Origin of the sequence: Pantoea sp. Taur, from assembly GCF_009830025.1 — a bacterium.
GTDB classification, from domain to species: Bacteria; Pseudomonadota; Gammaproteobacteria; order Enterobacterales; family Enterobacteriaceae; genus Pantoea; species Pantoea communis.
Genome location: NZ_SZZZ01000022.1, coordinates 56,678 through 80,523 on the forward strand (window position 1 = coordinate 56,678; position 23,846 = coordinate 80,523).

General features: G+C 55.5%; 19 protein-coding genes. 8 read left to right on the forward strand and 11 right to left on the reverse strand.

The features are described 5' to 3' along the window. Nucleotides 1-275: 275 nt before the first annotated feature. From ansP to nudK, 6 genes are all read left to right on the forward strand, one after another. Nucleotides 276-1,778: an L-asparagine permease gene (gene ansP / locus FD744_RS21845; RefSeq protein ID WP_160869381.1), complete on the forward strand. Its 1,503-nt coding sequence runs from the start codon at nt 276-278 to the stop codon at nt 1,776-1,778. A gap of 162 nt (nt 1,779-1,940) precedes the next feature. After that, nucleotides 1,941-2,231 (forward strand): chaperone NapD, encoded by a 291-nt coding sequence (locus tag FD744_RS21850; RefSeq protein WP_045814879.1) that lies wholly within the window; start codon nt 1,941-1,943, stop codon nt 2,229-2,231. Beyond that, a complete protein-coding gene (gene napA, locus FD744_RS21855) occupies nt 2,228-4,714 on the forward strand; it encodes a nitrate reductase catalytic subunit NapA (protein WP_160869383.1) in 2,487 nt (828 codons plus the stop codon). Before FD744_RS21850 ends, napA begins: the two co-directional genes overlap by 4 nt. Nucleotides 4,715-4,725: 11 nt before the next feature. Further along, on the forward strand, nt 4,726-5,157 hold the full coding sequence (napB, locus tag FD744_RS21860) for a nitrate reductase cytochrome c-type subunit (RefSeq protein WP_045814877.1): 432 nt from the start codon (nt 4,726-4,728) through the stop codon (nt 5,155-5,157). A gap of 8 nt (nt 5,158-5,165) precedes the next feature. Next, the gene (napC, locus tag FD744_RS21865) at nt 5,166-5,750 is read left to right on the forward strand and encodes a cytochrome c-type protein NapC (protein WP_034825804.1); all 585 of its coding nucleotides are present in this window, start codon (nt 5,166-5,168) and stop codon (nt 5,748-5,750) included. 275 nt (nt 5,751-6,025) lie between these two features. Further along, entirely contained in the window at nt 6,026-6,604 is a 579-nt protein-coding gene (nudK, locus tag FD744_RS21870; RefSeq protein WP_097118572.1) for a GDP-mannose pyrophosphatase NudK, read from the forward strand. 44 nt (nt 6,605-6,648) lie between these two features. Here the strand turns inward: nudK and FD744_RS21875 are convergent, their stop codons facing one another. Genes FD744_RS21875 through FD744_RS21910 form a run of 8 tightly spaced genes read right to left on the reverse strand, consistent with a single transcriptional unit; the run spans nt 6,649 to nt 14,572 of the window. After that, nucleotides 6,649-7,611, reverse strand: a complete 963-nt coding sequence (locus FD744_RS21875; protein ID WP_034825823.1) for a ribokinase — start codon at nt 7,609-7,611, stop codon at nt 6,649-6,651. Then, nucleotides 7,611-8,504, reverse strand: coding sequence for an allose kinase (gene alsK / locus FD744_RS21880; protein WP_038645524.1), 894 nt, complete (start codon nt 8,502-8,504; stop codon nt 7,611-7,613). The genes FD744_RS21875 and alsK overlap by 1 nt, the downstream gene beginning before the upstream one ends. Further along, the gene (gene alsE / locus FD744_RS21885) at nt 8,501-9,193 is read right to left on the reverse strand and encodes a D-allulose 6-phosphate 3-epimerase (RefSeq protein ID WP_038645526.1); all 693 of its coding nucleotides are present in this window, start codon (nt 9,191-9,193) and stop codon (nt 8,501-8,503) included. The genes alsK and alsE overlap by 4 nt, the downstream gene beginning before the upstream one ends. Next, nucleotides 9,193-10,242, reverse strand: a complete 1,050-nt coding sequence (locus FD744_RS21890; protein WP_058959087.1) for an ABC transporter permease — start codon at nt 10,240-10,242, stop codon at nt 9,193-9,195. Before FD744_RS21890 ends, alsE begins: the two co-directional genes overlap by 1 nt. Nucleotides 10,243-10,255: 13 nt before the next feature. Next, nucleotides 10,256-11,245 carry an ABC transporter permease gene (locus FD744_RS21895; RefSeq protein WP_034825832.1) on the reverse strand — a complete coding sequence of 330 codons (990 nt, stop codon included), beginning with the start codon at nt 11,243-11,245 and terminating at the stop codon, nt 10,256-10,258. Beyond that, nucleotides 11,238-12,743, reverse strand: a complete 1,506-nt coding sequence (locus FD744_RS21900; RefSeq protein WP_160869393.1) for a sugar ABC transporter ATP-binding protein — start codon at nt 12,741-12,743, stop codon at nt 11,238-11,240. Before FD744_RS21900 ends, FD744_RS21895 begins: the two co-directional genes overlap by 8 nt. Before the next feature lie 2 nt (nt 12,744-12,745). Beyond that, nucleotides 12,746-13,729, reverse strand: a complete 984-nt coding sequence (locus FD744_RS21905; RefSeq protein WP_160869385.1) for a substrate-binding domain-containing protein — start codon at nt 13,727-13,729, stop codon at nt 12,746-12,748. 12 nt (nt 13,730-13,741) lie between these two features. Beyond that, nucleotides 13,742-14,572: a DeoR/GlpR family DNA-binding transcription regulator gene (locus FD744_RS21910; protein ID WP_034825836.1), complete on the reverse strand. Its 831-nt coding sequence runs from the start codon at nt 14,570-14,572 to the stop codon at nt 13,742-13,744. Between the two features lie 580 nt (nt 14,573-15,152). On the opposite strand from FD744_RS21910, the gene FD744_RS21915 reads away from it, so the two are divergent. Then, on the forward strand, nt 15,153-16,211 hold the full coding sequence (locus tag FD744_RS21915; protein WP_058959085.1) for a DUF1176 domain-containing protein: 1,059 nt from the start codon (nt 15,153-15,155) through the stop codon (nt 16,209-16,211). 103 nt (nt 16,212-16,314) lie between these two features. On the opposite strand, the gene ampH is transcribed toward FD744_RS21915, so the two are convergent. The 3 genes from ampH to tal all read right to left on the reverse strand — a co-directional run bounded on the left by ampH (nt 16,315) and on the right by tal (nt 20,665). After that, nucleotides 16,315-17,490 carry a D-alanyl-D-alanine-carboxypeptidase/endopeptidase AmpH gene (ampH, locus tag FD744_RS21920; protein ID WP_034825840.1) on the reverse strand — a complete coding sequence of 392 codons (1,176 nt, stop codon included), beginning with the start codon at nt 17,488-17,490 and terminating at the stop codon, nt 16,315-16,317. A gap of 145 nt (nt 17,491-17,635) precedes the next feature. After that, the gene (tkt, locus tag FD744_RS21925; protein ID WP_160869387.1) at nt 17,636-19,645 is read right to left on the reverse strand and encodes a transketolase; all 2,010 of its coding nucleotides are present in this window, start codon (nt 19,643-19,645) and stop codon (nt 17,636-17,638) included. Nucleotides 19,646-19,714: 69 nt separating this feature from the next. Continuing rightward, nucleotides 19,715-20,665, reverse strand: a complete 951-nt coding sequence (gene tal, locus FD744_RS21930) for a transaldolase (protein ID WP_058959082.1) — start codon at nt 20,663-20,665, stop codon at nt 19,715-19,717. 319 nt (nt 20,666-20,984) lie between these two features. On the opposite strand from tal, the gene maeB reads away from it, so the two are divergent. Continuing rightward, a complete protein-coding gene (gene maeB / locus FD744_RS21935; protein ID WP_160869389.1) occupies nt 20,985-23,264 on the forward strand; it encodes an NADP-dependent oxaloacetate-decarboxylating malate dehydrogenase in 2,280 nt (759 codons plus the stop codon). Nucleotides 23,265-23,846 lie beyond the last annotated feature (582 nt).

Sequence of the window (23,846 nt, forward strand, 5' to 3'; positions counted from 1 at the left end):
CCTCCCGTAGTATTTCCCTGTAGCCACCCCTTTACCGGCCATTCACTGGCCGGTTTTTTTGTGCACCGCGACCGATTCTTACAAATCAACTCGTGCAACCAAACGGTATTTTTTGCTTCGTTCATGCAGAACGGGTAGGATTCATCGCCGTAAATTCCCGGCTCACCGCGCGACATCGTTCCGCCGTATCGGTAGCGGGTTTTACCCCATTTCGCACCGCCGCACGCAAACGATTGGTCAGGCGATGATTGATGGTCAGGACAAACAGGAAAGCTATGAATTCAACTAAAAAAACCGCAGCCGAACAACGCGCTGCGAAAAGACGCTGGCTCAATTCCCACGACAGCGGTTACCACAAAGCAATGGGTAACCGTCAGGTACAAATGATCGCCATTGGCGGTGCCATCGGTACCGGCCTGTTCCTTGGCGCAGGCGCGCGCTTGCAGATGGCCGGTCCTGCTCTGGCACTGGTTTATCTGGTGTGCGGTATCTTCTCCTTCTTTATCCTCCGTGCGTTGGGCGAACTGGTATTACACCGTCCATCAAGCGGCAGCTTTGTTTCTTATGCACGTGAATTCCTCGGGGAAAAAGCGTCATACGTGGCAGGCTGGATGTACTTCGTTAACTGGGCGATGACCGGTATCGTGGATATCACCGCAGTTGCGTTGTATATGCACTACTGGGGCGCGTTTGGTGATGTGCCGCAGTGGGTATTTGCCCTTGGCGCACTGGCGATTGTCGGCACCATGAACATGATCGGCGTGAAGTGGTTCGCTGAAATGGAGTTCTGGTTCGCATTGGTGAAAGTGCTGGCGATCGTGGTGTTCCTGATTGTCGGTGTGGTGTTCCTGGGCAGCGGTAAACCGCTGGACGGCAATACCACCGGCTTCCATCTGATCACGGACAACGGCGGTTTCTTCCCGCACGGCTTGCTGCCGGCGCTGGTGTTGGTGCAAGGGGTGGTATTTGCCTTCGCCTCGATTGAGTTGGTGGGCACCGCGGCCGGGGAGTGTAAAGACCCGAAAACCATGCTGCCTAAAGCCATCAACAGCGTGATCTGGCGTATTGGTCTCTTCTACGTCGGTTCGGTGGTGCTGCTGGTACTGCTGCTGCCATGGAACGCCTATCAGGCAGGGCAGAGTCCGTTTGTGACCTTCTTCTCCAAACTGGGCGTGCCTTACATTGGTAGCGTGATGAACATCGTGGTGCTGAGCGCAGCGTTGTCGAGCCTCAACTCGGGCTTGTACTCCACCGGTCGTATTCTGCGCTCCATGTCGATGGGCGGTTCTGCGCCTCAGTTCATGTCGAAGATGAGCAAACAGCAGGTGCCGTTCGCCGGTATCCTCGTTACCATCGCGGTGTACGTGGTCGGTGTGGTGCTCAACTACTATGTGCCATCGCAGGTGTTTGAGATCGTACTGAACGTGGCTTCATTGGGCATCATTTCTTCCTGGGGCTTTATCGTGGTGTGCCAGATGCGTCTGCGCAAAGCGATTAAAGAAGGTAAAGCGGAAGACGTCAGTTTCAAGCTGCCATGGGCACCGTTCACCTCATGGTTGACGCTGCTGTTCCTGGTGAGCGTGCTGGTGTTGATGGCGTTTGATTATCCAAACGGTACCTACACTATTGCATCCATCCCGCTGATTGCCGTGGTACTGGTGCTGGGCTGGTTCGGTGTGAGCAAACGCGTGCATGCGGAAGCCATGAAAGAGCACGACCATCATCATGACGAACAGGATGATGGGGCAGCTAAGCTGGCGGAAGATAGCTCGCGTTAATCGCAGCCATTCTCATCAACGGGGGCCTTTTGGCCCCCGTTTTCATTTCAATTGTCCTTCCCTTGATCCCACATCGGGATATACACCTTTCGGGTGATATAGCCCTGCAAAAGCTCAGGGTATTTTACGCCTCATCTCAAGCTGGCTAAACGAGGTGAGCGCATGACGCACTCCATTCTCCCTGAAAGCAGTTGGCACGTATGCGGTCTGGTCATCCAGGCGCGATCTCACGCCATCCCGGCGGTAAAGCAGGCATTGCTGTTGCTTTCTGATTGCGAAATCGCCGCCGAAGACAGCGCACGCGGCACGCTGGCCGTGACCCTGGGTGCTGCTGATAGTCGCGCCTTGCTGAATAACATCGAAGCCACCCGCAATATCCCGCATGTATTGGCCGTTTCTCTGGTGTATCACCAGCAAGACGAAACGGAATATCGTCACAAGGAAGCATCATGAAAGTCAGTCGTCGAGAATTTATGAAAGCCAATGCGGCCGCAGCGGCGGCAGTGGCCGCAGGACTTACGATTCCTAGCGTCACCAAAGCCGTGACCGCACTGGGCGCCCCGATCCGCTGGGAAAAGGCGCCGTGTCGTTTTTGTGGCACCGGCTGTGGCGTGCTGGTGGGCACCCAGGAGGGACGCGTGGTGGCCTCACAGGGCGATCCGCAGGCGGAAGTGAACCGTGGGTTGAACTGCATCAAAGGTTATTTCCTGCCCAAGATCATGTACGGAAAAGACCGCCTGACGCAGCCGTTGCTGCGCATGACCGATGGCCACTACGACAAAGAAGGCGAGTTTACCCCGGTGAGCTGGGATCAGGCCTTCGACATCATGGAACAGAAGTTCAAAGCGGCGCTAAAAGCCAACGGGCCTGAATCCATCGGCATGTTCGGTTCCGGTCAATGGACGGTATGGGAAGGGTATGCTGCCTCTAAATTGATGAAAGCCGGTTTCCGCACCAACAATCTCGATCCTAACGCGCGCCACTGCATGGCCTCGGCGGTGGTGGGCTTTATGCGTACCTTCGGCATGGATGAACCGATGGGCTGCTACGATGACATCGAAGTGGCCGATGCCTTTGTGCTGTGGGGCTCGAACATGGCCGAGATGCATCCGATTCTCTGGTCACGCCTGACGGCCCGTCGCCTGAGCGATGACAACGTTAAAGTCGCCGTGCTCTCTACCTACCGTCATCGCAGTTTTGAACTGGCTGATAACGGCATGGTGTTTACGCCGCAAAGCGATTTGGCGATTCTTAACTTCATCGCCAACTACATCATTCAGAACAACAAAGTCGATAAAGCCTTCCTGCAGAATCACGTCACGCTGCGTAAAGGCGTCACGGATATTGGTTATGGATTACGCCCGAGCGATCCGCGTCAAGCCTCAGCGAAAAACCCGGATAGCGGCGAATCCACGCCGATCAGCTTCGACGAGTACGCCAAATTCGTTGCCGAATACACGGTAGAGAAAGCCAGTGAGATGAGCGGTGTAGAACAGGATCAGCTGATTGCGCTAGCCGAACTCTATGCCGACCCAAACATCAACGTGGTCTCCTACTGGACCATGGGCTTTAATCAGCATACGCGCGGCGTGTGGGCCAATAACCTGTGCTACAACATCCATCTGCTGACCGGAAAAATCTCGCGCCCCGGCACCGGTCCCTTCTCGCTCACCGGGCAACCCTCCGCGTGCGGAACCGCACGTGAAGTCGGCACCTTCTCGCATCGCCTGCCCGCAGACATGGTGGTGAATAACGATAAGCACCGTGCGACGGCTGAGAAACTGTGGAAGCTGCCGCAGGGCACCATTCCCGCCAAAATCGGCCTGCATGCGGTCGCTCAGGATCGCGCGCTGAAAGATGGCAAGCTCAATGCCTACTGGGTGATGTGTAACAACAACATGCAGGCGGGACCGAACCTGACACAGGAGCGCATGCCGGGCTGGCGTGATGCACGCAACTTTATCGTGGTGTCCGATCCTTATCCCACCGTCAGTGCTTTGTGTGCGGACTTGATCCTGCCGACGGCAATGTGGGTGGAGAAAGAGGGCGCTTACGGCAACGCCGAGCGTCGTACCCAGTTCTGGCATCAACAGGTGAAAGCACCGGGTGAGGCCAAATCGGATCTGTGGCAGATGGTGAATTTCGCTAAGCGTTTCCGCGTGGCAGAGGTCTGGCCGGAAGCGTTGATTGCCCAACAGCCAGAGCTGCGGGATAAAACCTTGTATGACGTGCTGTACGCCAATGGCCAGGTTAATCAATTCCCGTTGAGCGAAGTGGCCGATGATCGACTGAACGACGAGGCGCGCGATTTTGGCTTCTACATCCAAAAAGGTCTGTTTGAAGAGTATGCCAGCTTTGGTCGCGGACACGGTCACGATCTGGCGCCATTCGATGCCTATCATGAAGCGCGCGGATTGCGCTGGCCGGTGGTGAATGGCAAAGAGACGCGCTGGCGCTACCGCGAAGGCTTTGACAGCTACGTCAAAGCGGGCGAGGGCGTACGTTTCTATGGCAAACCAGATGGCAAAGCCACCATTTTTGCCCTGCCGTATGAGCCGCCCGCTGAAGCACCGGACGCCGAGTACGATATGTGGTTCTGTACCGGCCGCGTGCTGGAACACTGGCACACCGGCACCATGACGCGTCGCGTGCCGGAGCTGCATCGTGCCGTGCCGCAGGCGCTGCTGTATATCCATCCGCTGGACGCCAAAGATCGCGGTTTCCGCCGTGGCGAGAAGGTCCGCGTGGTGTCACGCCGTGGCGAAACCGTCGCCACGGTCGAAACGCGCGGACGTAATCAACCGCCAAAAGGGCTGGTGTTTATGCCGTTCTTTGATGCTGGCGTGCTGGCCAACAACGTCACGCTGGATGCCACCGATCCGCTATCGAAGCAGACCGATTATAAAAAATGCGCCGTTAAGCTGGTCAAAATTTAAGGCAGGATGCAATGAAACCCTTATTTACTCTTATCACCGTTGCCGCCCTGACGCTGGGCGGCGTGGTTTACGCGGGTCATGGCGTGGATCTCACACAATCCCCGGAAGTCACGGCCACGCAGCAGGGCACGATCCATCAGCCGAAAGAGCAGAGCCGCAAACCGCTGAACTACGTGAATCAGCCGCCGGTGATCCCGCACAGCGTCGATGGCTACCAGGTGACGAAAAACGTCAACCGCTGCCTGCAGTGCCACGGCACGCAAAGTTACCTGACCACCGGCGCACCGCGCGTGAGCCCAACACACTTTACCGATCGCGATGGTCTGGTGAGCAGCACGGTATCGCCGCGCCGCTACTTCTGTTTGCAGTGCCACGTCCCGCAAACCGATGCTAAACCGGTGGTGGAGAACACCTTTAAACCGGCTAACGGCTTTGGGCAGTGAGGTTATCAATGAAACAGAGATTATTACGCATCTGGCGCTGGTGGCGACGCCCCAGCCGCTTAGCACTCGGCACGCTGCTGATTTTGGGTTTTGCCGGTGGGATTATTTTCTGGGGCGGTTTTAATACCGCAATGGAGATGACCAACCGCGAGCAGTTCTGCATTGGCTGCCATGAGATGCGCAACAACGTGTATCAGGAGTATATGCAGACGGTGCACTACAACAACCGCAGCGGCGTGCGTGCAACCTGCCCGGATTGCCATGTGCCGCACGAATGGGGTCCGAAAATGCTGCGCAAATTGCAAGCCAGCAAAGAGGTGTACGCCAAGATCTTCGGCCTGATCGACACACCGCAGAAGTTTGAAGAGACGCGTATCGAGCTGGCACAGAATGAGTGGCGCAGGATGAAGAACAATAATTCGCAGGAGTGCCGAAACTGCCACAACTTCGAGTATATGGATTTCACCGCGCAGAAGACGGTGGCAGCAAAAATGCACAGCAAAGCGGTGGAGGATGGGCAAACCTGTATTGATTGCCACAAAGGAATTGCGCATCACCTGCCGGATATGAGCGAGCAGAAGAACGGTTTTTGATTTTCGCATTGTCATCAATTCGCGCGATAAATCGCGCCGCTACTTCTCTCTGCACCTTGTCGTAGCGGCGCAACGTATTGCGCGACCGTTCTCGCCCATCATTGCGCACTGGCCGCATGAATTCAGATAGTTTTCCCTGCACCCTGTCGTAGCGGCGCAACGTATTGCGCGACCGTTCTCGCCCATCATTGCGCACTGGCCGCACGAATTCAGATAGTTTTCCCCGCCGCTAACGCCTATTATCTCAGGCTCCCTCATTAAGCGGTGGAGCGGCCATGTCGTTAAAGATCAACATCATTAAAGATAAGTTACTGTCAGATAATTACTTTATCCTGCGTAACTTCACCTACGAACTGACCCGTAGCAACGGCGAAGTCATCCGCCACAAACGCGAAGTCTACGATCGCGGCAACGGCGCCACCATCCTGCTTTATAACCGCGATAAAAATACCGTGCTGCTGATTCGTCAGTTCCGCATTGCGACTTACGTTAACGGTAATGCCAGCGGTGAATTGATTGAGACCTGCGCGGGGCTGCTGGATAACGACACGCCGGAAGATTGCATCCGCAAAGAAGCCATCGAAGAGACCGGTTATGAGGTCGGCAAGGTCGAGAAGCTGTTTGAAGCCTATATGTCACCGGGTGGCGTAACAGAAATCGTCCATTTCTTCGCGGCAGAGTATAGCGATGCAATGCGCGCCAATGCCGGTGGTGGCGTAGAAGATGAAGAGATTACCGTGCTGGAGTTGCCTTTCCCGCAAGCGCTGGCGATGGTGAAAGATGGCCGCATCCTCGACGGTAAAGCGATTATGCTGCTGCAATATGCGCAGATTGCAGGTTGGTTAAAAGCCTGACCGGTGCATCATTAAGGGCGACTTTCATGGCCGCCCACAGTCATTCAAGCCATCACTTCCAACGGCTCGGGCACGCACTCCGGATGTGCCTGCATACGCGCCAGCGCTTCGGCGTACGACGGCATTGAATTAGCCGCACCAGAACGCTCGACACACAACGAAGCAAACGCCGAAGCGAACAGAGCCGCTTGTGGCAGTTCATCGCCAGACGCTAAACGCGCTGCCAGCGCACCGTTAAACGCATCGCCCGCGCCGGTGGTATCCAGCGGTTGTGCCGGGAACAGCGGAATGCGCAGCGGCTGCTGTTCCGCATTGGACAACAGGGCGCCCGCCATCCCCAGGGTAATAATCACCTGACGCGCGCCTTTGCGGTGCATCACTTCTGCGGCTTTCTGCGCACTGGCAAAATCCGTCACCTTTACGCCGGTAATCTGCATCGCTTCGGTGCTATTGGGCGTCAGTAAATCCACCTTCGCCAGCAGTGCATCACTCACTTTTTGCCACGGCGCCGGGTTTAAAATCACAAAGGTGCCACCCGCACGCGCATTATCAATCATGCGCTGAATGGCATTCAGGTTGTTCTCTAGCTGCACCAACAAGATATCCGCTGCGGCTACCGTAGGCTGACAGCGCGACACTTCCGCCGCCGTCACCGTGGTGTTCGCGCCTGGGAACACCGAAATCATGTTCTCAGCATCATCCCCGGCCACATAAATCAGTGCGTTGCCGGTAGGCTTCTCTTTACAGGTAAACAGCGTAATCGCATCAAAGCCGGTTTTTTCGAGGTGACGACGGGCGAAAGTGCCAAAATCATCATTACCGACCTTGCCGATATAGTGCACGCGCGCCCCGGCACGCAGCGCCGCCGTGGCCTGGTTTGCGCCTTTGCCGCCCGGTCCCATCATGCTGTTATGGGCAGTCAGTGATTCACCCGGCATCGGGAACCGGTTCATCACCGCGACGACGTCGAGGTTGAACGAGCCAAACACACACACTTTTCCTTTCATCATGCACTCCTGAACAGGCGTTCGGCGGCTAAACAGGCACCGCGACAGCCGGTGTGATCGGTGGATTGACTAAACACGATCTTCAAATTGTCACGCGTGGCCGGTGGACGCAGATGCTGCTGAATCTGACTGCGTAACTGCGCCAGCGGGAAGTCCGCCATCGCCAGCACTCCGCCACCCAGAATCAGGTATTCGGGATCGAGGATATTCATTTCGGTGGCAATCAGCTGCGCCAAACGATAAACAAATGCCTGCAACTCCGGATGGTCGCCATGTTGCGTAAACAGCGCCGACATATCGGTATTCGGCACGTGAGCCTTAGCCCAGTGACTCAACCAATTGCCCGAAGTCACCGTCTCCGCACAACCCCGATTGCCGCACGGACAGGGTAGATCGTTACCGGCAATCGGCACATGGCCCAATTCACCCGCGCCGCCGTGCTGGCCGTGGTAAAAGCGACCATTGATCCACAAGCTGTTGCCCATACCGGTACCGGGATACAAACCTACCGCGATATCCGGCAACTGTTCGAGCTGCATTAAATCCCACATCATCAGATGGTTAACATCTTTATCCATCGCCACTGGCACGCCAAGACGCTCGGTGAGGATCGCCGCCACAGGCTGATGATCCAGCGCCTGAATAAACGGCAGCGAAATTACCTGCTGACGATCGCGGCTGAGAATGCCGGGCAATCCCAGCATCACGCCGCTCACCGGTTGCTGCTCCAGTGTTTCACTGATTAACTGCCCGAGTGCCGTCAATGCGTCGGGCTGCTGCGCCCAGCTGGCCGTCGGCACCTTGCGGAAGCTGGACCAGATGCGTCCCTCTTCCATCAGCTGCAGACGTGTGCCGGTGCCGCCAATGTCGATGCCCAGCCAGCGTGGAATCATGCGGATACCTTCGCCAGGCCCTGAGCTTCATCAATGCTGTCACGCATCATGTCCCAGGCCGTTGCCAGATCGTCATGGATGTTAAACAGGCCCGAGGTACCGACGATCAGTACTTCTGCACCTGCTCCAACCAGCGTGTTGTAAGTGCGCGTGTTGCAGGAACCATCGATCTCAATCAGATATTTGTGGCCATGCTGCTGCTTCAGGGCTTTCAGTTCCTGCACTTTGGCGACCATTTCCGGGATGAATGGCTGTCCGGCATAGCCAGGATCCACGGTCATCACGGTGATTTTGTCCAGCAGATGAATATAGTGATGGATAAACGATACTGGTGTGGCCGGGTTCAGCACCACGCCGACTTTCTTGCCAAAGCTGCGAATCAGATTGATCACGCGGAACGCATCGCGGTTGATGGTTTCTGCGTGTGGGCAGATGTAGTCGGCACCCGCTTTGGCAATCACTTCAATGAAGTCGGTCGGGTGTTCCACCATCAAATGCACATCCAGCGCCACTTTGGTGTGTGGACGAATCTGCTCAATAAAGAACGGCGACAGCGTGATGTTCTTAACGTAGTGACCGTCCATGATATCGATATGGAGGAAGTCTGCGCGAGAGTCCAGCACTTCCAGCTGGTGCTTGATCTCCATCAGATTCATACACATCAACGACGGGGAGACTTGAATACGCATTAGACTTCCTTTTTTTCGGTCAGAGGATTAAGGGCCGCAGCGAGCTTGCTCAGCTTGACGGCACGATGTTCATTAAAACGGGCTTTAAATTGTTTGAAGGCCAGCACCACAATCAGCACCGCGCCCCACATCGCCAGGCTGACGTGCTGGCTGATGTTCATCAGATTGAAACCGGTAGAGAGCACTTGCAGGGCAATCAGCGCCAGTACCACACCCGTAACGCGGCCGAAGCCACCGTTCGGGTCGGTGCCGCCGAGAATAATCGCCAGCACGGTCAGCAGCAGATACGCATCGCCGTAGCCCATACGCGCTGAGTTAAAGCGCGCCATCATGATTAATCCGGCTAACACGCACAGCAGGCTGGAGATGACGTACACCAGTACCACCATGCGATGCGTGTTGATGCCGCTGAACCAGGTGGCGTTAATGTTGCTGCCGCCCATGTAGATGCATTTACCGGCGCGGGTTTTACCCAGGAACAACGCCAGCAGCGCAGCGGCAATCAGGAACACCCACAGTGGCAGCGGCATACCCAACAGCGTGTTGGAACCGAGTGCCTGCACCACCGATGGCATGCCGCTGACAGCGGCACCTTTGGTCAGCCAGATGCCGATGCCGTTCAGCGTCATCATGGTCGCCAGCGTCACCAGAATCGGGTGAGCACCAATTCGCGTCACCATCACACCGGTGATGACACCGATAAAGGCAGCAATCAGCATTGCGCCGACGATGGCGATAAACAGCCATAGCAGTTGCTGACCGGTGCCGGCATCGGCGGGCAGGGCGCTCATCAGCGTCCAGGCGATAAACAGTGCGGTCAGGTTAGCGGTAGCGATAATCGCCAGGTTCAGGCCACCGCTGAGGATGGCGATAAACATTGCCAGCGTCAGCAAGCCCAGTTCCGGCAGCTGGAACGCCATACTCATAAAGGTCGAGTCGGTCATAAAGCGGCCCGGCAGCATGAAGGTGAAGATTGCCAGCGCCAGCGCAATCAGCAGCATCAGGCCAATATTGGTGCCGTCCGGACGCAGAGCAGAGAGTGATTTCATGTGAATGCTCCTGTCAGACGAAACTGACGTCAGTTTCTTTACGTTTTTTGTAGTGAGTGACGGCAATCGCCACCATGATCACGCCGCCTACCACGATGTTCATGAAGTAGTTGGAGACGCCAATCAGGTTGAGGCCGTTCTTCAGGATGGCGATCAGGAACACGCCCATCAGTGTGCCGCTCACCGTACCTTTACCGCCCATCAGGCTGGCACCGCCGAGTACCGTGGCCGCCAGTACATCCAGCTCGCCACCGACTAACGCATTCGGCACCACTTCACCCATGCGATACACCTGCACCAGGCCGCCAATCGCCGCCATCGCACCGAGCCAGCCGTAAGCGAAAACGTGAATCAGACCGACGCGAATCCCGATACGACGTGCGGATTCCGCATCGCCGCCCACCGCATACAGCTGGCGGCCGAGGTTAGTTTTGTTGAGCAACAGCGCAGTCAGTCCGGCAATCACCAGCATGGTGATCAGCGGCAAACCAATCTGGAAACTGTTGCCTTGCCAGGTGAAGGGCAGCACGCTGCGCAGCGTGATCCACCAGTCCGGCAGGGAATAAAGGCTCTTACCGCCGGTCACCCACATCAGCAGACCAAACAGCAGCGACTGCATACTGATGGTGATGATGATCGACACCACGCGCAGCGAGGTAATCAGCAGGGCGTTAATCACGCCAAAGGTGGTGCCGCAGACAATCGCCAGCAGGATGCTCAGCGCCGCGTTATCAAACTGGAACTGCACAAACAGCGAAGCGATCAGGTATTGCACCACCGACGCCACGGCGGCGAAGGAGATATCGATCCCGCCGGTCACCAGCACCACAAACAGGCCGAGGGCAAAAATACCGGTCACCGCGTAACTTTCGGCCAGATCCAGCAGGTTCTGTACGGAGAGGAACTGGTCGCTGGCCACCGAGAAAAACAGGATGAAAGCCAGCAGCACCCACGCCAGCCAGCCTTGACTGGAGTGCGGGCGTAAACGAGAAAAATCAGGCATTGATCACCTCCGCCAGCTGTTCTTGCTCAACGGTATCGGGTTGGTATTCGGCATGAACGGTGCCATCACGGAAGTGCAGAATGCGGTCGCAGTTGTACCAAACCTCTGGCACTTCATCGGAAATCAGAATGATCGACAGACCTTCCTTCGCCAGCTCGTGGATCAACTGATAGATGCTGGCTTTAGCGCCGACATCCACGCCCACGGTCGGCGAGTCCAGAATCAGAATGCGCGGCTGGGTCAGCACCCATTTCGCCAGCACAATCTTTTGCTGGTTACCCCCGGAGAGGGTAGAGATCGCCAGATTGGGATCGGCCACGCGCACACCGAGCTGTTGAATCCATTGCAGGATCAGCTTGTTCTTCCGGTATTCGTCGATGATGTGAAAACGGTTTTGCAGTTTGTCGAGGATCGGCAGCACCATGTTGTCGGCCACCGATTGCTGCTGCACCAGACCGAGGGTTAAGCGGTCTTCGGAGACATAACCGATGCCGGCTTTGATAGCATCTTCATGGCTGCGGAAACGCACCGGTTTGCTGTCGAGCCAGATTTTGCCGCTATCGGGTTTGGTCATGCCAAACAGCGACAGCGCCAGTTCGGTACGACCGGAGCCGAGCAGGCCGCACAGACCGAGTACTTCGCCCTGATACAGCTTGAAATTGACGTCATGGTATTGACCGGCGCGTGTCAGGTTCTCGACTTCGAGAATGGCGCGGTCAGCATTACGCGTTGGCGCTTTCAGTTGATAATCGAGTTTCAGCCCGGTCATCAGTTCAGTCAGATGATGTGGCGTCATCTCTTTAGCGGGCCAGCAGCCCATCTTGCGTCCGTCACGGATCACGGTCACGCGATCCGAAATCTCTAATACTTCATCCAGACGGTGGCTGACGAACACCACGCAGATGTTTTTGTCTTTCAGGTAGCGCACAGTGCGCAGCAGTTGGTTTACTTCGGTGCGGGTCAGAGAAGCCGTCGGTTCGTCCATGATCACCAGACGCGCATCAGCGACCAGTGCACGGCAAATCGCCACCTGCTGACGTGCAGCAATCGACAGCGCCGAGACTTTCTCATCCAAATCGAGATCGAATTTCAGTTCTTCAATAATACGGGTTGCCGTTTCACGCAGCTTCGCCTTGCGGTGCCAGCCGAGCAGGCCATTAAGGTTGTGCTCAAAGGCGATGTTCTCGGCCACGCTCAAATTCGGGAACAACGACAGATCCTGATAAATCACCTGGATACCGAAATCACGCGCCTGACGGGTGGTCAGACGCGGGAAGGTCGGGCCATCACCCAGGGTAATGCGGCTGCCACTGTCCGGGGCGTGTACCCCGGAAATGACTTTGATTAAGGTGCTCTTGCCACAGCCGTTGGTGCCAGCCAGGCAGTGCACTTCGCCCGCCAGTAAGCTCAGCGAGATATCGCTCAGTGCGCGGTTGCCACCAAAAGTTTTCGACAGGTTGTCGAGCGCAATTAACGTCTGTGGGATCACCTCTTTCATCATTACAGCCCCATTTTCACCAGTTTTGGCAGGTTTTCTTTATCCAGGCTTTCGGTGTTGTTACCGAGGATGGTGTGGGTCGCCTCGTCAACTTTCACTTTGCCCAGACCGTCGATGGTCATACCGTCGGTGATCGGCTCTTTCTTCTGCATCATGTCGGCGATACGCACGAACACTTCGCCAGCGGTTTGCGGGTTCCAGATGTAGCCGCCTTTGATCGCGCCACGCTGCACCAGTGAAGCACCCTGGCCTGGGCTGAAGGCGCCAATGACGCACACCTGATCAATCTTGTTGCGGTTCATCACTGCACGACCGGCACCGATTGGGCCCTGTGAGCCGAACGCCATAATGCCTTTCAGATCCGGGTATTTGGACATCAGTTCGTTAGTGGTACGGATAGAGTCATCCAGCGATTCGCCGACGCCGAACTTGTCGGTCACCATCTGCATTTTCGGGTAGTGTTCTTTCTGGTAGTTCAGCGCGGCATCGGTCCATTGTTGATGCAGTGGCACAGTCAGGCTGCCGACGTACATGGCATATTTGCCCTCTTCATGCATGCATTTCGCCAGTGCTTTCATGTGGTTGATGCCGTGTGTCGGGGCATCCACCAGTTCGAAGTCCCAGTTCGCGCCTTTCTGATCCGGTGATTCGTGGGTGATCACCTGAATGCCGGCTTCACGTGCACGTTTCAGTACCGGTTCCAGCACTTTCGGGTCATTCGGTACTACGCCGATGATGTCGACTTTCTGCGCAATCAAATCTTCAATCGCACGCACCTGCAGGGCAGGGTCGGCGGCGGTTGGGCCTACCATCCATGCATCAATGCCGCGTTTCGCCGCTTCACTCTTGATGCCCGCTTCCATGGCGTTGAACCATGGAATACCGCCAATTTTCACCACGATGCCCATGCGTAATTTGTCAGCAGCGTGCGCGCCGGTAGCGACAAACAGAGCAAGCAGAGAACAGGCGATAAGATGTTTTTTCATAAAGACTCCGGATTAATTTTTTATAAGCTGCATTGAATTGTTGCGCTGTGAGCAATCAATAATATTGACGCCGTTCCAGGCTAATTCTTGTTCCAGCTCTTTGTCTTTTAATTGGTCAGTGATGAGAAAGTCCACATCGCGATAATGACAAATACGCGCGAATGAGGGCCGCAGGAATTTACTGGCATCCAGCAGCAGATGTTTTCTTTCTGCTGCCAGTAACATCTGTTGTTTTAAATGTGCGTTGTTTTCGTTACCTTCACGTAAATAACCGTCATTGCCTAAACTGCTACAGGAAAAAAAGATCTTATTGATCTGAAATTCCCGTAAAGGCTGCTCAGCGACAACACCGTGGAAATCTTCATAACGGTCAGAATATTCTCCCCCCAGACAGATGGTGCGGATACTGCCGCGCGCCGCAAGGGTTTGCACAATTCTGATAGAGTTGGTTAATACCGTTAATTCAATATCCGGTAGCTGTCGCGCCAAATACCAGCAAGTGGTGCTACTGTCGAGTAATATACAATCGCCGGGGCTGATGAAATCGAGTGCACGTTTGGCTATTGCCATCTTTGCATCTACATGTTCATTCATGCGCTGGCGGAAAGATAATTCATACTCGTTAACACCCCTCGTATTCCCCTGAATGTTAGCGGCTTGTCGTTTTGCTGGTACTGCACCGCCGTGGCTACGTTGCAACAGCCCACGTTTCTCCAGCTGAGTTAAATCACGACGAATAGTTTCTTGCGAAACCTGACACAGCGTGACTAATTCAGCGACAATAACCCGACCATTTAAATTTAGTTCGTCAATAATTCGCTGCTGTCTTTCAATCGGCAACATGACTTCCCTCCGATGGCTATAAAGTACTGGATACCGCAGCGGGAAAATGTGGACTGCGCACGAGTCCGCAGTGGTCAAAATGCCCGGCGACGTTAGAGTGATATGGGTTAAATTTTTATGTAAATGAGATGTCTATTTTTCATGTAATAGAGATCTGATTCACATAAACACGCGTGTTAGCGCTAAATCGGGGGATCGGTAGCAAACAATTATTACCGTATGAAAACACCTTATCATGACCGAGTATGACCGTTTGTGTGTATTTGACCGATTTGTGATGTGCGCAAAATTGTTTTTTATCCAAACCCGCCTTTGACGGCATGACGTCGAGCGGACGGAGGTGTTACCCAGATAAACGCTTTCAGACAAACATGACTCCATAGTCCGACGAATCCGATTGAGCGGAAATCAGTCGAAACGGATGATGGAACCTTGCTTCTTCAGCCTCAGATCGCCCTCAGGCGACGGCTTTTTCAGCAGTTGGTACCGCTTTTAGGGCCAGCTCACAGTTTCGGCCTGCTGACCACGTTGTCGTTACGCTATGATTTCTTATCAGGGAATTTGGGGACCTTTTTTTTTGATGTCTTATTGGATGAAGTCGCTGCTTTTATTGCCCTTTGTGTTTGTCGCGTGCGTTCAGGCTGAGCCATTGCAAAAGTCATTTTCTGACTGGCAGCTCACCTGTAACAACGCGGCTTTTTGCGTGGCACGCAGCTTTCCGGGGGACAACGGATTAGTGATGACCCTATCACGTGGCGCTGGCGTTAACGATCGCCCGCTGCTGCGTATTGATTACGGCAGCGCATACAGCGGAGAGCTGCCCGGCGGACCGCTGAAGGAAAATTTGCTGCTGGATCAACGTCGCCTGACGCCAGACCTCAAACACTGGAGCGTGGAGCCACACCATCTCGCCACCAGTAATGCCATCGCCATCGACGAATTTCTGGCGCAAACGCTGGATGCCCATACTCTGCAGCTGACCTATCAGGCTAAAGCCACTATCCCACTCAGCGGCATGAAAGCCGCGCTATTGTTGATGGATGACGTTCAGGGGCGGGTAAATGGCGCCAGCGCCTGGGTGAAGCGGGGCGATCGCGCGCCATCGGACGTTCTCCCTGTGCCGCAGGTACCGCAACTGCCCGCTCGCTTACCGCAGCCAGCGCCGTTAACTCAGGAAGAAACCAGCGGGTTAATTGATTACGGTACCTGGCGGGTTAACACCGACAACTGTTCGCTCGATCCGCTGAGACGTGAAGTGAGTGTAGCGCCGCTCACCGACACCAAAGCGCTGCTTTTGATCAGTTGTGAAGCCGGTGCCTATAACGTGATTGATTTGGCCTTTGAGGTGACGCGTAGCCAGCCTTACGTTGCTCGCGGGCTGACGTTGACCTTGCCATTCACGCCACCCGGACGCAGTGACAATCAGATGGAGTTGGTGAACGCTGAATTCGATGCCAGCAGCGGTTTGCTTTACACCTTCAGTAAAGGCCGCGGTCTGGGAGATTGTGGTGTCGCCACGCGTTGGCAGTTCGACGGAAATGACTTTGTGCTGGCAGAGTATGCTGAAGAGAAAACCTGTGACGCATGGCATAGCAGTGATAAATGGCCCACGCTGTGGGTCAGCCAGCCCCCGTCATAATTCGCACTGCAGATGCGTTGGCTGTTTTCATTCACCCCAGTCACTTACTGATGTAAGCTCCTGGGGATTCATTCAATTGCCGTCTTTCTGCGTCACGAATTATCTAGGGGGAAGGTATGGCATTGATCATCATCGGTGAGCCATTTTGATTGCCCACCAACTCCGCCAAAAGATTATTCACGCCATCGCTCATCGGTGTGAAGCGTGACAGCGGTGAACGCGTCACCACCACAAATACTCCGACGTTATTCTGTGGCACCATCGCCATGTAAGTAATAAAGCCGCCGCCGCCGCCGGTTTTTTCGATAATCCCTGGACGTCCCTCTTTTGGCCCCATATACACCCAGCCCATGCCTAAGGCATCAGCACGGCCAGGCACATCCATACCTTCCACTTTGGTCAACTGGTCACGGCGATAGATCAGCGTTTGCAGACGATCAACCTGCGGCGTGCGGTGATTAACCGCCGAGTTGAGGAATTGCTGCATCCAGCGGCCCATATCATCCGGCGTTGAATACACGCCACCGCTGCCAATTGCCGCCAGGGTGTTATTGCACGGGCTGGCCCCTTTCTCAGGGATCATCAGGCGCTGGCACTGATCGGGGGATGGCGTAAAGGTGGTGTCTTTCATTCCCAGCGGACGCGTCACCAGCTGTTGCAACAGGGCGGGATAAGGCGTGCCTGCCGCTTTCGACAGCGCATCACTCAGCAGGTCAAAGCCGAGGTTGGAATAGGAGGCTTGTGTTCCTGGCGTGGCTTTCAGTTGTGCACCCTGCAGCCACTGCCAGCGATCGGCTTTGGTTGGCCAGACAAACACGGGACGATGCGGTTTGCCGCCCGGCTGCTCACGCGGCAGGCTGCCGGTATGAGTCGCGAGGTTGATCAGGCGAATCGGCTGACCGTTGTAATTCGGGACGCGTGCGCCAGCCGGAGCATACTTGCTCAGCGGGTCATCAAGGCGAATCTGTCCGCGTTCCGCCATTTTGACCATCACTTCGCTGGTCATCAATTTGCTCAGCGAGGCGATACGAATCACGGAATCGAGCTGAGGGCGCACGTTATTGCCAGGGCTGGTATCGCCAAAGCTGGCAAATACGCGCTGATTGCCATCAATCGCCACCAGCGCCATGCCGGTTGCGCCGCTGCCATAGAAGATATGCTCGGCATAACGATCAACGATCTGCGAGGCCAGCAGCGGATCGGCTACCGTCTGCGCCATGCTTTTTAATGGAAGCACTGAAACCATTAAGGCCAGTAAAAAAGGAGTACGTTTTTTCAACGGGAAAGCGTCCGCAACAGGATTCGGAGGAAAGCTTATAGTAATCAGTTTGTGCGAGGCGTGAAGAGGGAAGGGAGGATTTTTTTCTGTATCAGGCTGTGATCAAAAAACGGCCCTTACGTCAAAAGACGCAGGGCCGGATCGATTAGTGCGGCTTGAGTAATGCTTCGGTATGGCTCACGATATTTTCCACCGTAAAGCCAAATTCCGGGAACAGCTTGCCTGCCGGTGCAGACTCACCGAAGGTGGTCATGCCGACAATCGCGCCATCCAGGCCGACATACTTGAACCAGTAATCGGCGATACCTGCTTCTACCGCCACGCGCGCTTTTACGCCGGAGGGCAGCACCGATTCGCGGTAGGCTGCATCCTGCTTGTCGAACACGTCGGTGCAGGGCAGAGACACCACGCGCACCTTGTGCCCGCTGGCACCGAGTTTATCCGCCGCGCCCAGCGCGATTTCAATCTCAGATCCGGTGGCGATGATGATCGCTTCTGGTGTGCCCGCGCAATCCTGCAACACATAGCCGCCTTTGGCGATATCGGCCACCTGTGCTTTGCTGCGCTCTGGCTGCAGCAGATTTTGACGCGACAGAATCAGCGCGGTCGGGCCATGGTGGCGCTCAACGGCGGCTTTCCACGCCACGGCGGTTTCCACCTGATCGCACGGACGCCAGACGCTCATATTTGGCGTCACGCGCAGGCTGGCGAGCTGTTCCACCGGCTGGTGGGTTGGGCCATCTTCGCCCAGACCAATCGAGTCATGGGTATACACCAGCACCTGACGCGCCTTCATCAACGCCGCCATACGCACCGCGTTACGCGCGTACTCAACAAACATCAGGAAGGTGGCGGTGTACGGAATGAAGCCGCCGTGTTGGGCAATACCGTTGCCAATCGCCGTCATACCAAATTCACGCACGCCGTAGTGAATGTAGTTACCGGCGATATCTTCTTTGATCGATTTCGAACCGGACCAGATAGTGAGGTTACTCGGCGCAAGGTCAGCAGAACCGCCCAGCAATTCGGGCAGCAGCTTGCCGTACACTTCCAGCGTATTTTGCGAAGCTTTACGGCTGGCGATTTTTTGCGGATTGGCCTGCAACTCATCAACAAACGCCTGAGTCGCCTCACTCCATTGCGCCGGCATCCCCCCGTCCAGACGGCGGCTAAACTCAGCGGCGAGATCTGGATGCGCCGCTTTATAGGCAGCAAACTTCTCATCCCAGGCTTTCTCTCGCTGACTGCCGGCTTCTTTGGCATCCCACTGTTGATAAATTTCTTTCGGGATTTCAAACGGTGGATAGTGCCAGCCGAGTTTTTGACGGGTTAAGGCCACTTCCTGCTCGCCCAGTGCCGAGCCGTGTGACTCTTCTTTACCGGCTTTATTCGGCGACCCAAATCCAATGATCGTGCGGCAGATAATCAGCGAAGGCTTATCGGTGACACTCTGCGCTTCTTTGATGGCGGCTGCGATAGCTTCCGGATCGTGCCCATCAATGCCTTCTGCACTGCCGACGACATGCCAGTTGTAGGCTTCGAAGCGTTTGTGCGTGTCATCGGTGAACCAGCCTTCGGTTTCACCATCAATCGAGATGCCGTTATGATCGTAGAAACCAATCAGTTTGCCGAGGCCGAGGGTGCCGGCCAGCGAGCTGACTTCATGTGAAATACCTTCCATCAAACAGCCATCGCCCATAAACACATAGGTGTAGTGATCGACGATGTCGTGGCCGGGACGGTTAAACTGCGCCGCCAGGGTGCGCTCGGCAATGGCCATGCCCACCGCATTGGCCAAACCCTGTCCCAACGGACCGGTGGTGGTTTCCACGCCTGGCGTATAGCCAATTTCCGGATGGCCAGGGGTTTTGGAATGCAGCTGGCGGAAGTTTTTCAGCTCTTCCATCGGCAGATCGTAACCGGTGAGGTGCAGCAGGCTGTATTGCAGCATCGAACCGTGGCCATTGGAGAGGATAAAGCGGTCGCGGTCAGCCCACGCCGGATTGTTGGGATTGTGTTTGAGAACGTCGCGCCATAGCACTTCGGCGATATCAGCCATTCCCATCGGCATACCGGGGTGACCGGAATTTGCTTTCTGTACCGCATCCATACTCAAAGCACGAATCGCGTTAGCCAACTCTCTGCGTGAAGACATAGGGTACTCCCTTGTGATTGGGCAATAGCGGACGGGCAGACACCCGTCCGGCGTGAGAAGCGTGGTGATTTACAGGCGTGATGCCAGCACATCTTCCAGCTTCTGCTGGTCGATGGCGAATTGACGGATGCCGTCAGACAGTTTTTCCACGGCCATCGGATCCTGGTTATGTTCCCAGCGGAACTCCGCTTCGGAGAGCGAAGCAGGCTGGTGGAAGCCTTCAGTTGATGGCTCCAGCTTGCGTTCCAGCGGTGCATCGCTGTTCGCCAGCTCTTCCAGCAGGTTAGGGGAGATGGTCAGGCGGTCACAACCGGCCAGCGCCTGAATCTGTTCCACTTTACGGAAGCTGGCACCCATGATCACGGTGCTGTAACGATGCTTTTTGTAGTAATCGTAGATACGACGCACGGATTTCACGCCAGGATCTTCATCCACCACGTACGGGTCGAGCGGTTTGCGTGAGTTGTACCAGTCATAGATACGGCCGACGAACGGGGAGATCAGGAACACGCCCGCTTCAGCACAGGCACGCGCCTGCGCAAAGGAGAACAGCAGCGTCAGGTTACACTGGATACCGTTTTTCTCCAGTTCTTCAGCGGCTTTGATCCCTTCCCAGGTTGAGGCCAGTTTGATCAGGATGCGCGAACGATCAATACCGTTCTCTTCATACATCCGTACCAGTTTCTCCGCTTTGGTGACACACATGCCACGATCGAAGGAGAGGCGCGCATCTACTTCGGTCGAAACACGGCCCGGTACGCTTTTCAGAATTTCCATACCGAGGTTGATCGCCACTTTGTCACTGGCGTTGATGATTTGCGTCTCTTTGCTGCCGCCCTGTTTTTTCGCATAGTCGATAGCGTCATCAATCAGATGTTTATAAGCATCGAGACCGGCAGCTTTCAGGATCAACGAAGGGTTTGTGGTCGCGTCTTCCGGGTGGTAATGGCGAATGGATTCGATGTCGCCGCTGTCCGCCACCACGGTGGTGAACTGTTTCAATGCATCTAGCTGGTTCATCGCTTAACTCCTTGATTAGCAATAATGTGGGCAAACGAGTCGTGCCCTTTCCTGTTGAGTCGTGGCTCAACACAGTGCTACAGACGTTGCACGAAGAAAATGCGTTTTCTCTGATTGTGGCGCTGAAGGGCATCTGTCACGGAAGGGGGTGCCTGATCGGTTCAGCTACGTGTTTTGCCAACATTAAGAATAGCAGGCTGCGCCAAAGCCGCAGGCGAAGCCGTGGCAATCTGTGCCCTCGTTCTTTGAGCGCCTTCACCCTCTTTTGTGCCGCAGATTCCTATACTGGTGGTTTTTCAGCCGTGCCAAAGGATGCCAAATGGACGATCAACTCAAGCAAAGTGCGCTCGATTTCCACCAATATCCCACTCCCGGAAAAATTCAGGTTTCCCCCACCAAACCGCTGGCGACGCAGCGTGATTTAGCTCTGGCCTATTCGCCGGGTGTGGCGGCACCTTGCCTCGAGATTGCTGCCGATCCGCTGGCGGCGCACAAATACACCGCACGCGGCAATCTGGTGGCGGTGATTTCGAACGGCACGGCAGTGCTCGGTCTCGGCAATATCGGTGCGCTGGCCGGTAAGCCGGTGATGGAAGGCAAAGGAGTATTGTTCAAGAAATTCGCCGGCATTGATGTGTTCGATATCGAAGTGGATGAGCTGGACCCGGATAAGTTGATTGAGGTGATCGCCGCGCTGGAGCCGACCTTTGGCGGCATCAACCTCGAAGATATCAAAGCGCCAGAGTGCTTTTACATTGAGCAGAAATTGCGTGATCGCATGAAGATTCCGGTGTTTCACGATGATCAGCATGGGACGGCAATCATCTGTACTGCGGCGGTGCTCAATGGTTTGACCATCGTGAAAAAGGCCATCTCAGATGTGCGGCTGGTGGTGTCTGGGGCGGGCGCATCAGCCATTGCCTGCCTGAATTTGCTGGTGGCGCTCGGCATGCAGAAGCACAACATTGTGGTGTGTGATTCCAAAGGGGTGATTTACCGCGATCGTGAACCCAATATGACGCCGACCAAAGCCGAGTACGCCATAGAAGATAAAGGCGCGCGTACGCTGGATGAGGTGATTGCCGGTGCGGACATCTTCCTCGGCTGCTCGGGTCCGAAAGCGATGACGCCAGAGATGGTGAAGAAAATGGCACCCAATCCACTCATTCTGGCGCTCGCCAATCCCGAACCGGAGATCATGCCGCCGCTGGCCAAAGAGGTACGGCCGGATGCGATTATCTGTACCGGACGTTCAGATTTCCCCAATCAGGTGAACAACGTGCTGTGTTTCCCGTTTATTTTCCGCGGGGCGCTGGATGTGGGTGCCACGGCAATTAACGAAGAGATGAAACTGGCTGCGGTGCATGCGATTGCGGCCTTAGCGCAGGCCGAGCAGAGCGATGTGGTGGCCTCCGCCTATGATGATCAGGATCTGAGTTTTGGACCGGAATATCTGATCCCGAAACCGTTTGATCCGCGTTTGATTGTGCAGATCGCGCCTGCTGTGGCGAAAGCGGCGATGGAGTCCGGCGTGGCGACGCGGCCCATCGCTGACTTTGATGCCTATCGCGAGCAGCTCACCGAATTTGTGTATAAAACCAACCTGTTTATGAAGCCGATTTTCTCGCAGGCACGCAAAGATCCGAAACGCGTGGTGATGGCCGAAGGGGAGGAGGTGCGCGTGCTGCATGCGACGCAGGAGCTGGTATCACTGGGGCTGGCGAAGCCGATTCTGATTGGTCGTCCAAACGTGATTGCGATGCGTATTCAGAAGCAAGGATTAAAAATTGAAGCGGGTAAAGATTTTGAGATCGTCAACAACGAGTCCGACCCGCGCTTTAAAGAATACTGGAACGAGTATTACCAGATCATGAAACGGCGCGGTGTGACGCCGGAAACCGCCCAGCGTGCGGTGATCGGTAATCCAACCTTGATCGGTGCGATCATGGTGCATCGTGGCGAAGCCGATGCGTTGATTTGCGGCACCATTGGCGATTACCGCGAGCATTACGCTGTGGTGGAGAAGGTGTTTGGTTTCCGCGACGACGTGAAGGTCGCTGGGGCAATGAACGCGCTGCTGCTGCCGAGCGGGAATACTTTTATTGCCGATACTTACGTGAATGAAGATCCCAGCGCGGAACAGCTGGCGGATATCACGCTGCTGGCGGCCGAAACGGTGCGTCGCTTTGGTATTGAACCGCGCGTGGCGCTGCTGTCTCACTCCAGCTTTGGCACGTCTAATGCGCCGGGGGCGCGTAAAATGCGCGAGGCGTTGGCGCTGATTCAAAGCCGTGCGCCGGAACTGGAGATCGACGGTGAGATGCACGGCGATGCGGCGTTGGTGGAGAGTATCCGCCGTGAACTGATGCCCGACAGTCCGCTGAAAGGCACGGCTAATTTGCTGATTATGCCGAACGTGGAAGCGGCGCGTATTAGTTATAACCTGTTGCGCGTGTCGTGCTCGGAAGGGGTGACGGTGGGGCCGGTGTTGATGGGAATTAGCAAACCGGTGCATGTATTGACGCGGATTGCATCGGTTCGGCGCATTGTGAATATGGTGGCGTTAGCGGTAGTGGAGGCGCAGACCGAGCCGTTGTGAGGTGATGACGTGGTTAAGGGCTAAAGGCTAAGGGCTAAGGGCCTGGGGGGTTGGTGTGGGCCTTAGCCCCTCTGCTGCTGCCGGGCAGTCCTCGCGCCGCTAACGCGGTGCCCTCGGCTTCCACGTCGTGCCTACGGATCGTTCGGGGATCGACCATCCCTGGTCGGCCCCGAACTGATCCACGCATCCCTGCGTGGATCTCCTGGCCCAACGTAAAAGCCTCAGCGCTGCGGATAGCCCTTGCAGCAGCAGAGGGGCTAAGGCCATCAACATTTGTGCCCTTTTTAGCAAAATGCTGAACGCCGCGAGTCGTATTTGTCGTTGCATCGAAAAGCCTCGATGGACTGGAGAGGGGCCTCTTTTCAACAGCACGTAATGGAGTTTAGTAGCAGGCTGGGGCCGCTTGGGGGTTGGCATTTCGCAGCGCTGAACAGAGTGAGGATGCCAGGATAGCCCGCAGCTACCGTCTTGCACGTCAAGCCGCTACTGCGTAATTCTCGTCATATCTCTGCTGTTTCATCAGCACACCGAAGCAGATATGCACCAGCTTTCTCATCACGCCACCCAGCGCTGATCTCTTCG

Excerpts from the sequence above, each read along its gene's own strand:
- FD744_RS21895 (WP_034825832.1), bottom strand. The coding sequence starts at position 11,245 with ATGCCTGATTTTTCTCGTTTACGCCCGCACTCCAGTCAAGGCTGGCTG.
- FD744_RS21850 (WP_045814879.1), top strand. The coding sequence starts at position 1,941 with ATGACGCACTCCATTCTCCCTGAAAGCAGTTGGCACGTATGCGGTCTG.
- FD744_RS21910 (WP_034825836.1), bottom strand. The coding sequence starts at position 14,572 with ATGTTGCCGATTGAAAGACAGCAGCGAATTATTGACGAACTAAATTTA.
- napC (WP_034825804.1), top strand. The coding sequence starts at position 5,166 with ATGAAACAGAGATTATTACGCATCTGGCGCTGGTGGCGACGCCCCAGC.
- tal (WP_058959082.1), bottom strand. The coding sequence starts at position 20,665 with ATGAACCAGCTAGATGCATTGAAACAGTTCACCACCGTGGTGGCGGAC.
- FD744_RS21875 (WP_034825823.1), bottom strand. The coding sequence starts at position 7,611 with ATGAAAGGAAAAGTGTGTGTGTTTGGCTCGTTCAACCTCGACGTCGTC.
- alsK (WP_038645524.1), bottom strand. The coding sequence starts at position 8,504 with ATGATTCCACGCTGGCTGGGCATCGACATTGGCGGCACCGGCACACGT.
- maeB (WP_160869389.1), top strand. The coding sequence starts at position 20,985 with ATGGACGATCAACTCAAGCAAAGTGCGCTCGATTTCCACCAATATCCC.
- napA (WP_160869383.1), top strand. The coding sequence starts at position 2,228 with ATGAAAGTCAGTCGTCGAGAATTTATGAAAGCCAATGCGGCCGCAGCG.
- tkt (WP_160869387.1), bottom strand. The coding sequence starts at position 19,645 with ATGTCTTCACGCAGAGAGTTGGCTAACGCGATTCGTGCTTTGAGTATG.
- FD744_RS21890 (WP_058959087.1), bottom strand. The coding sequence starts at position 10,242 with ATGAAATCACTCTCTGCTCTGCGTCCGGACGGCACCAATATTGGCCTG.
- FD744_RS21905 (WP_160869385.1), bottom strand. The coding sequence starts at position 13,729 with ATGAAAAAACATCTTATCGCCTGTTCTCTGCTTGCTCTGTTTGTCGCT.
- alsE (WP_038645526.1), bottom strand. The coding sequence starts at position 9,193 with ATGCGTATTCAAGTCTCCCCGTCGTTGATGTGTATGAATCTGATGGAG.
- FD744_RS21900 (WP_160869393.1), bottom strand. The coding sequence starts at position 12,743 with ATGAAAGAGGTGATCCCACAGACGTTAATTGCGCTCGACAACCTGTCG.
- napB (WP_045814877.1), top strand. The coding sequence starts at position 4,726 with ATGAAACCCTTATTTACTCTTATCACCGTTGCCGCCCTGACGCTGGGC.
- nudK (WP_097118572.1), top strand. The coding sequence starts at position 6,026 with ATGTCGTTAAAGATCAACATCATTAAAGATAAGTTACTGTCAGATAAT.
- FD744_RS21915 (WP_058959085.1), top strand. The coding sequence starts at position 15,153 with ATGTCTTATTGGATGAAGTCGCTGCTTTTATTGCCCTTTGTGTTTGTC.
- ansP (WP_160869381.1), top strand. The coding sequence starts at position 276 with ATGAATTCAACTAAAAAAACCGCAGCCGAACAACGCGCTGCGAAAAGA.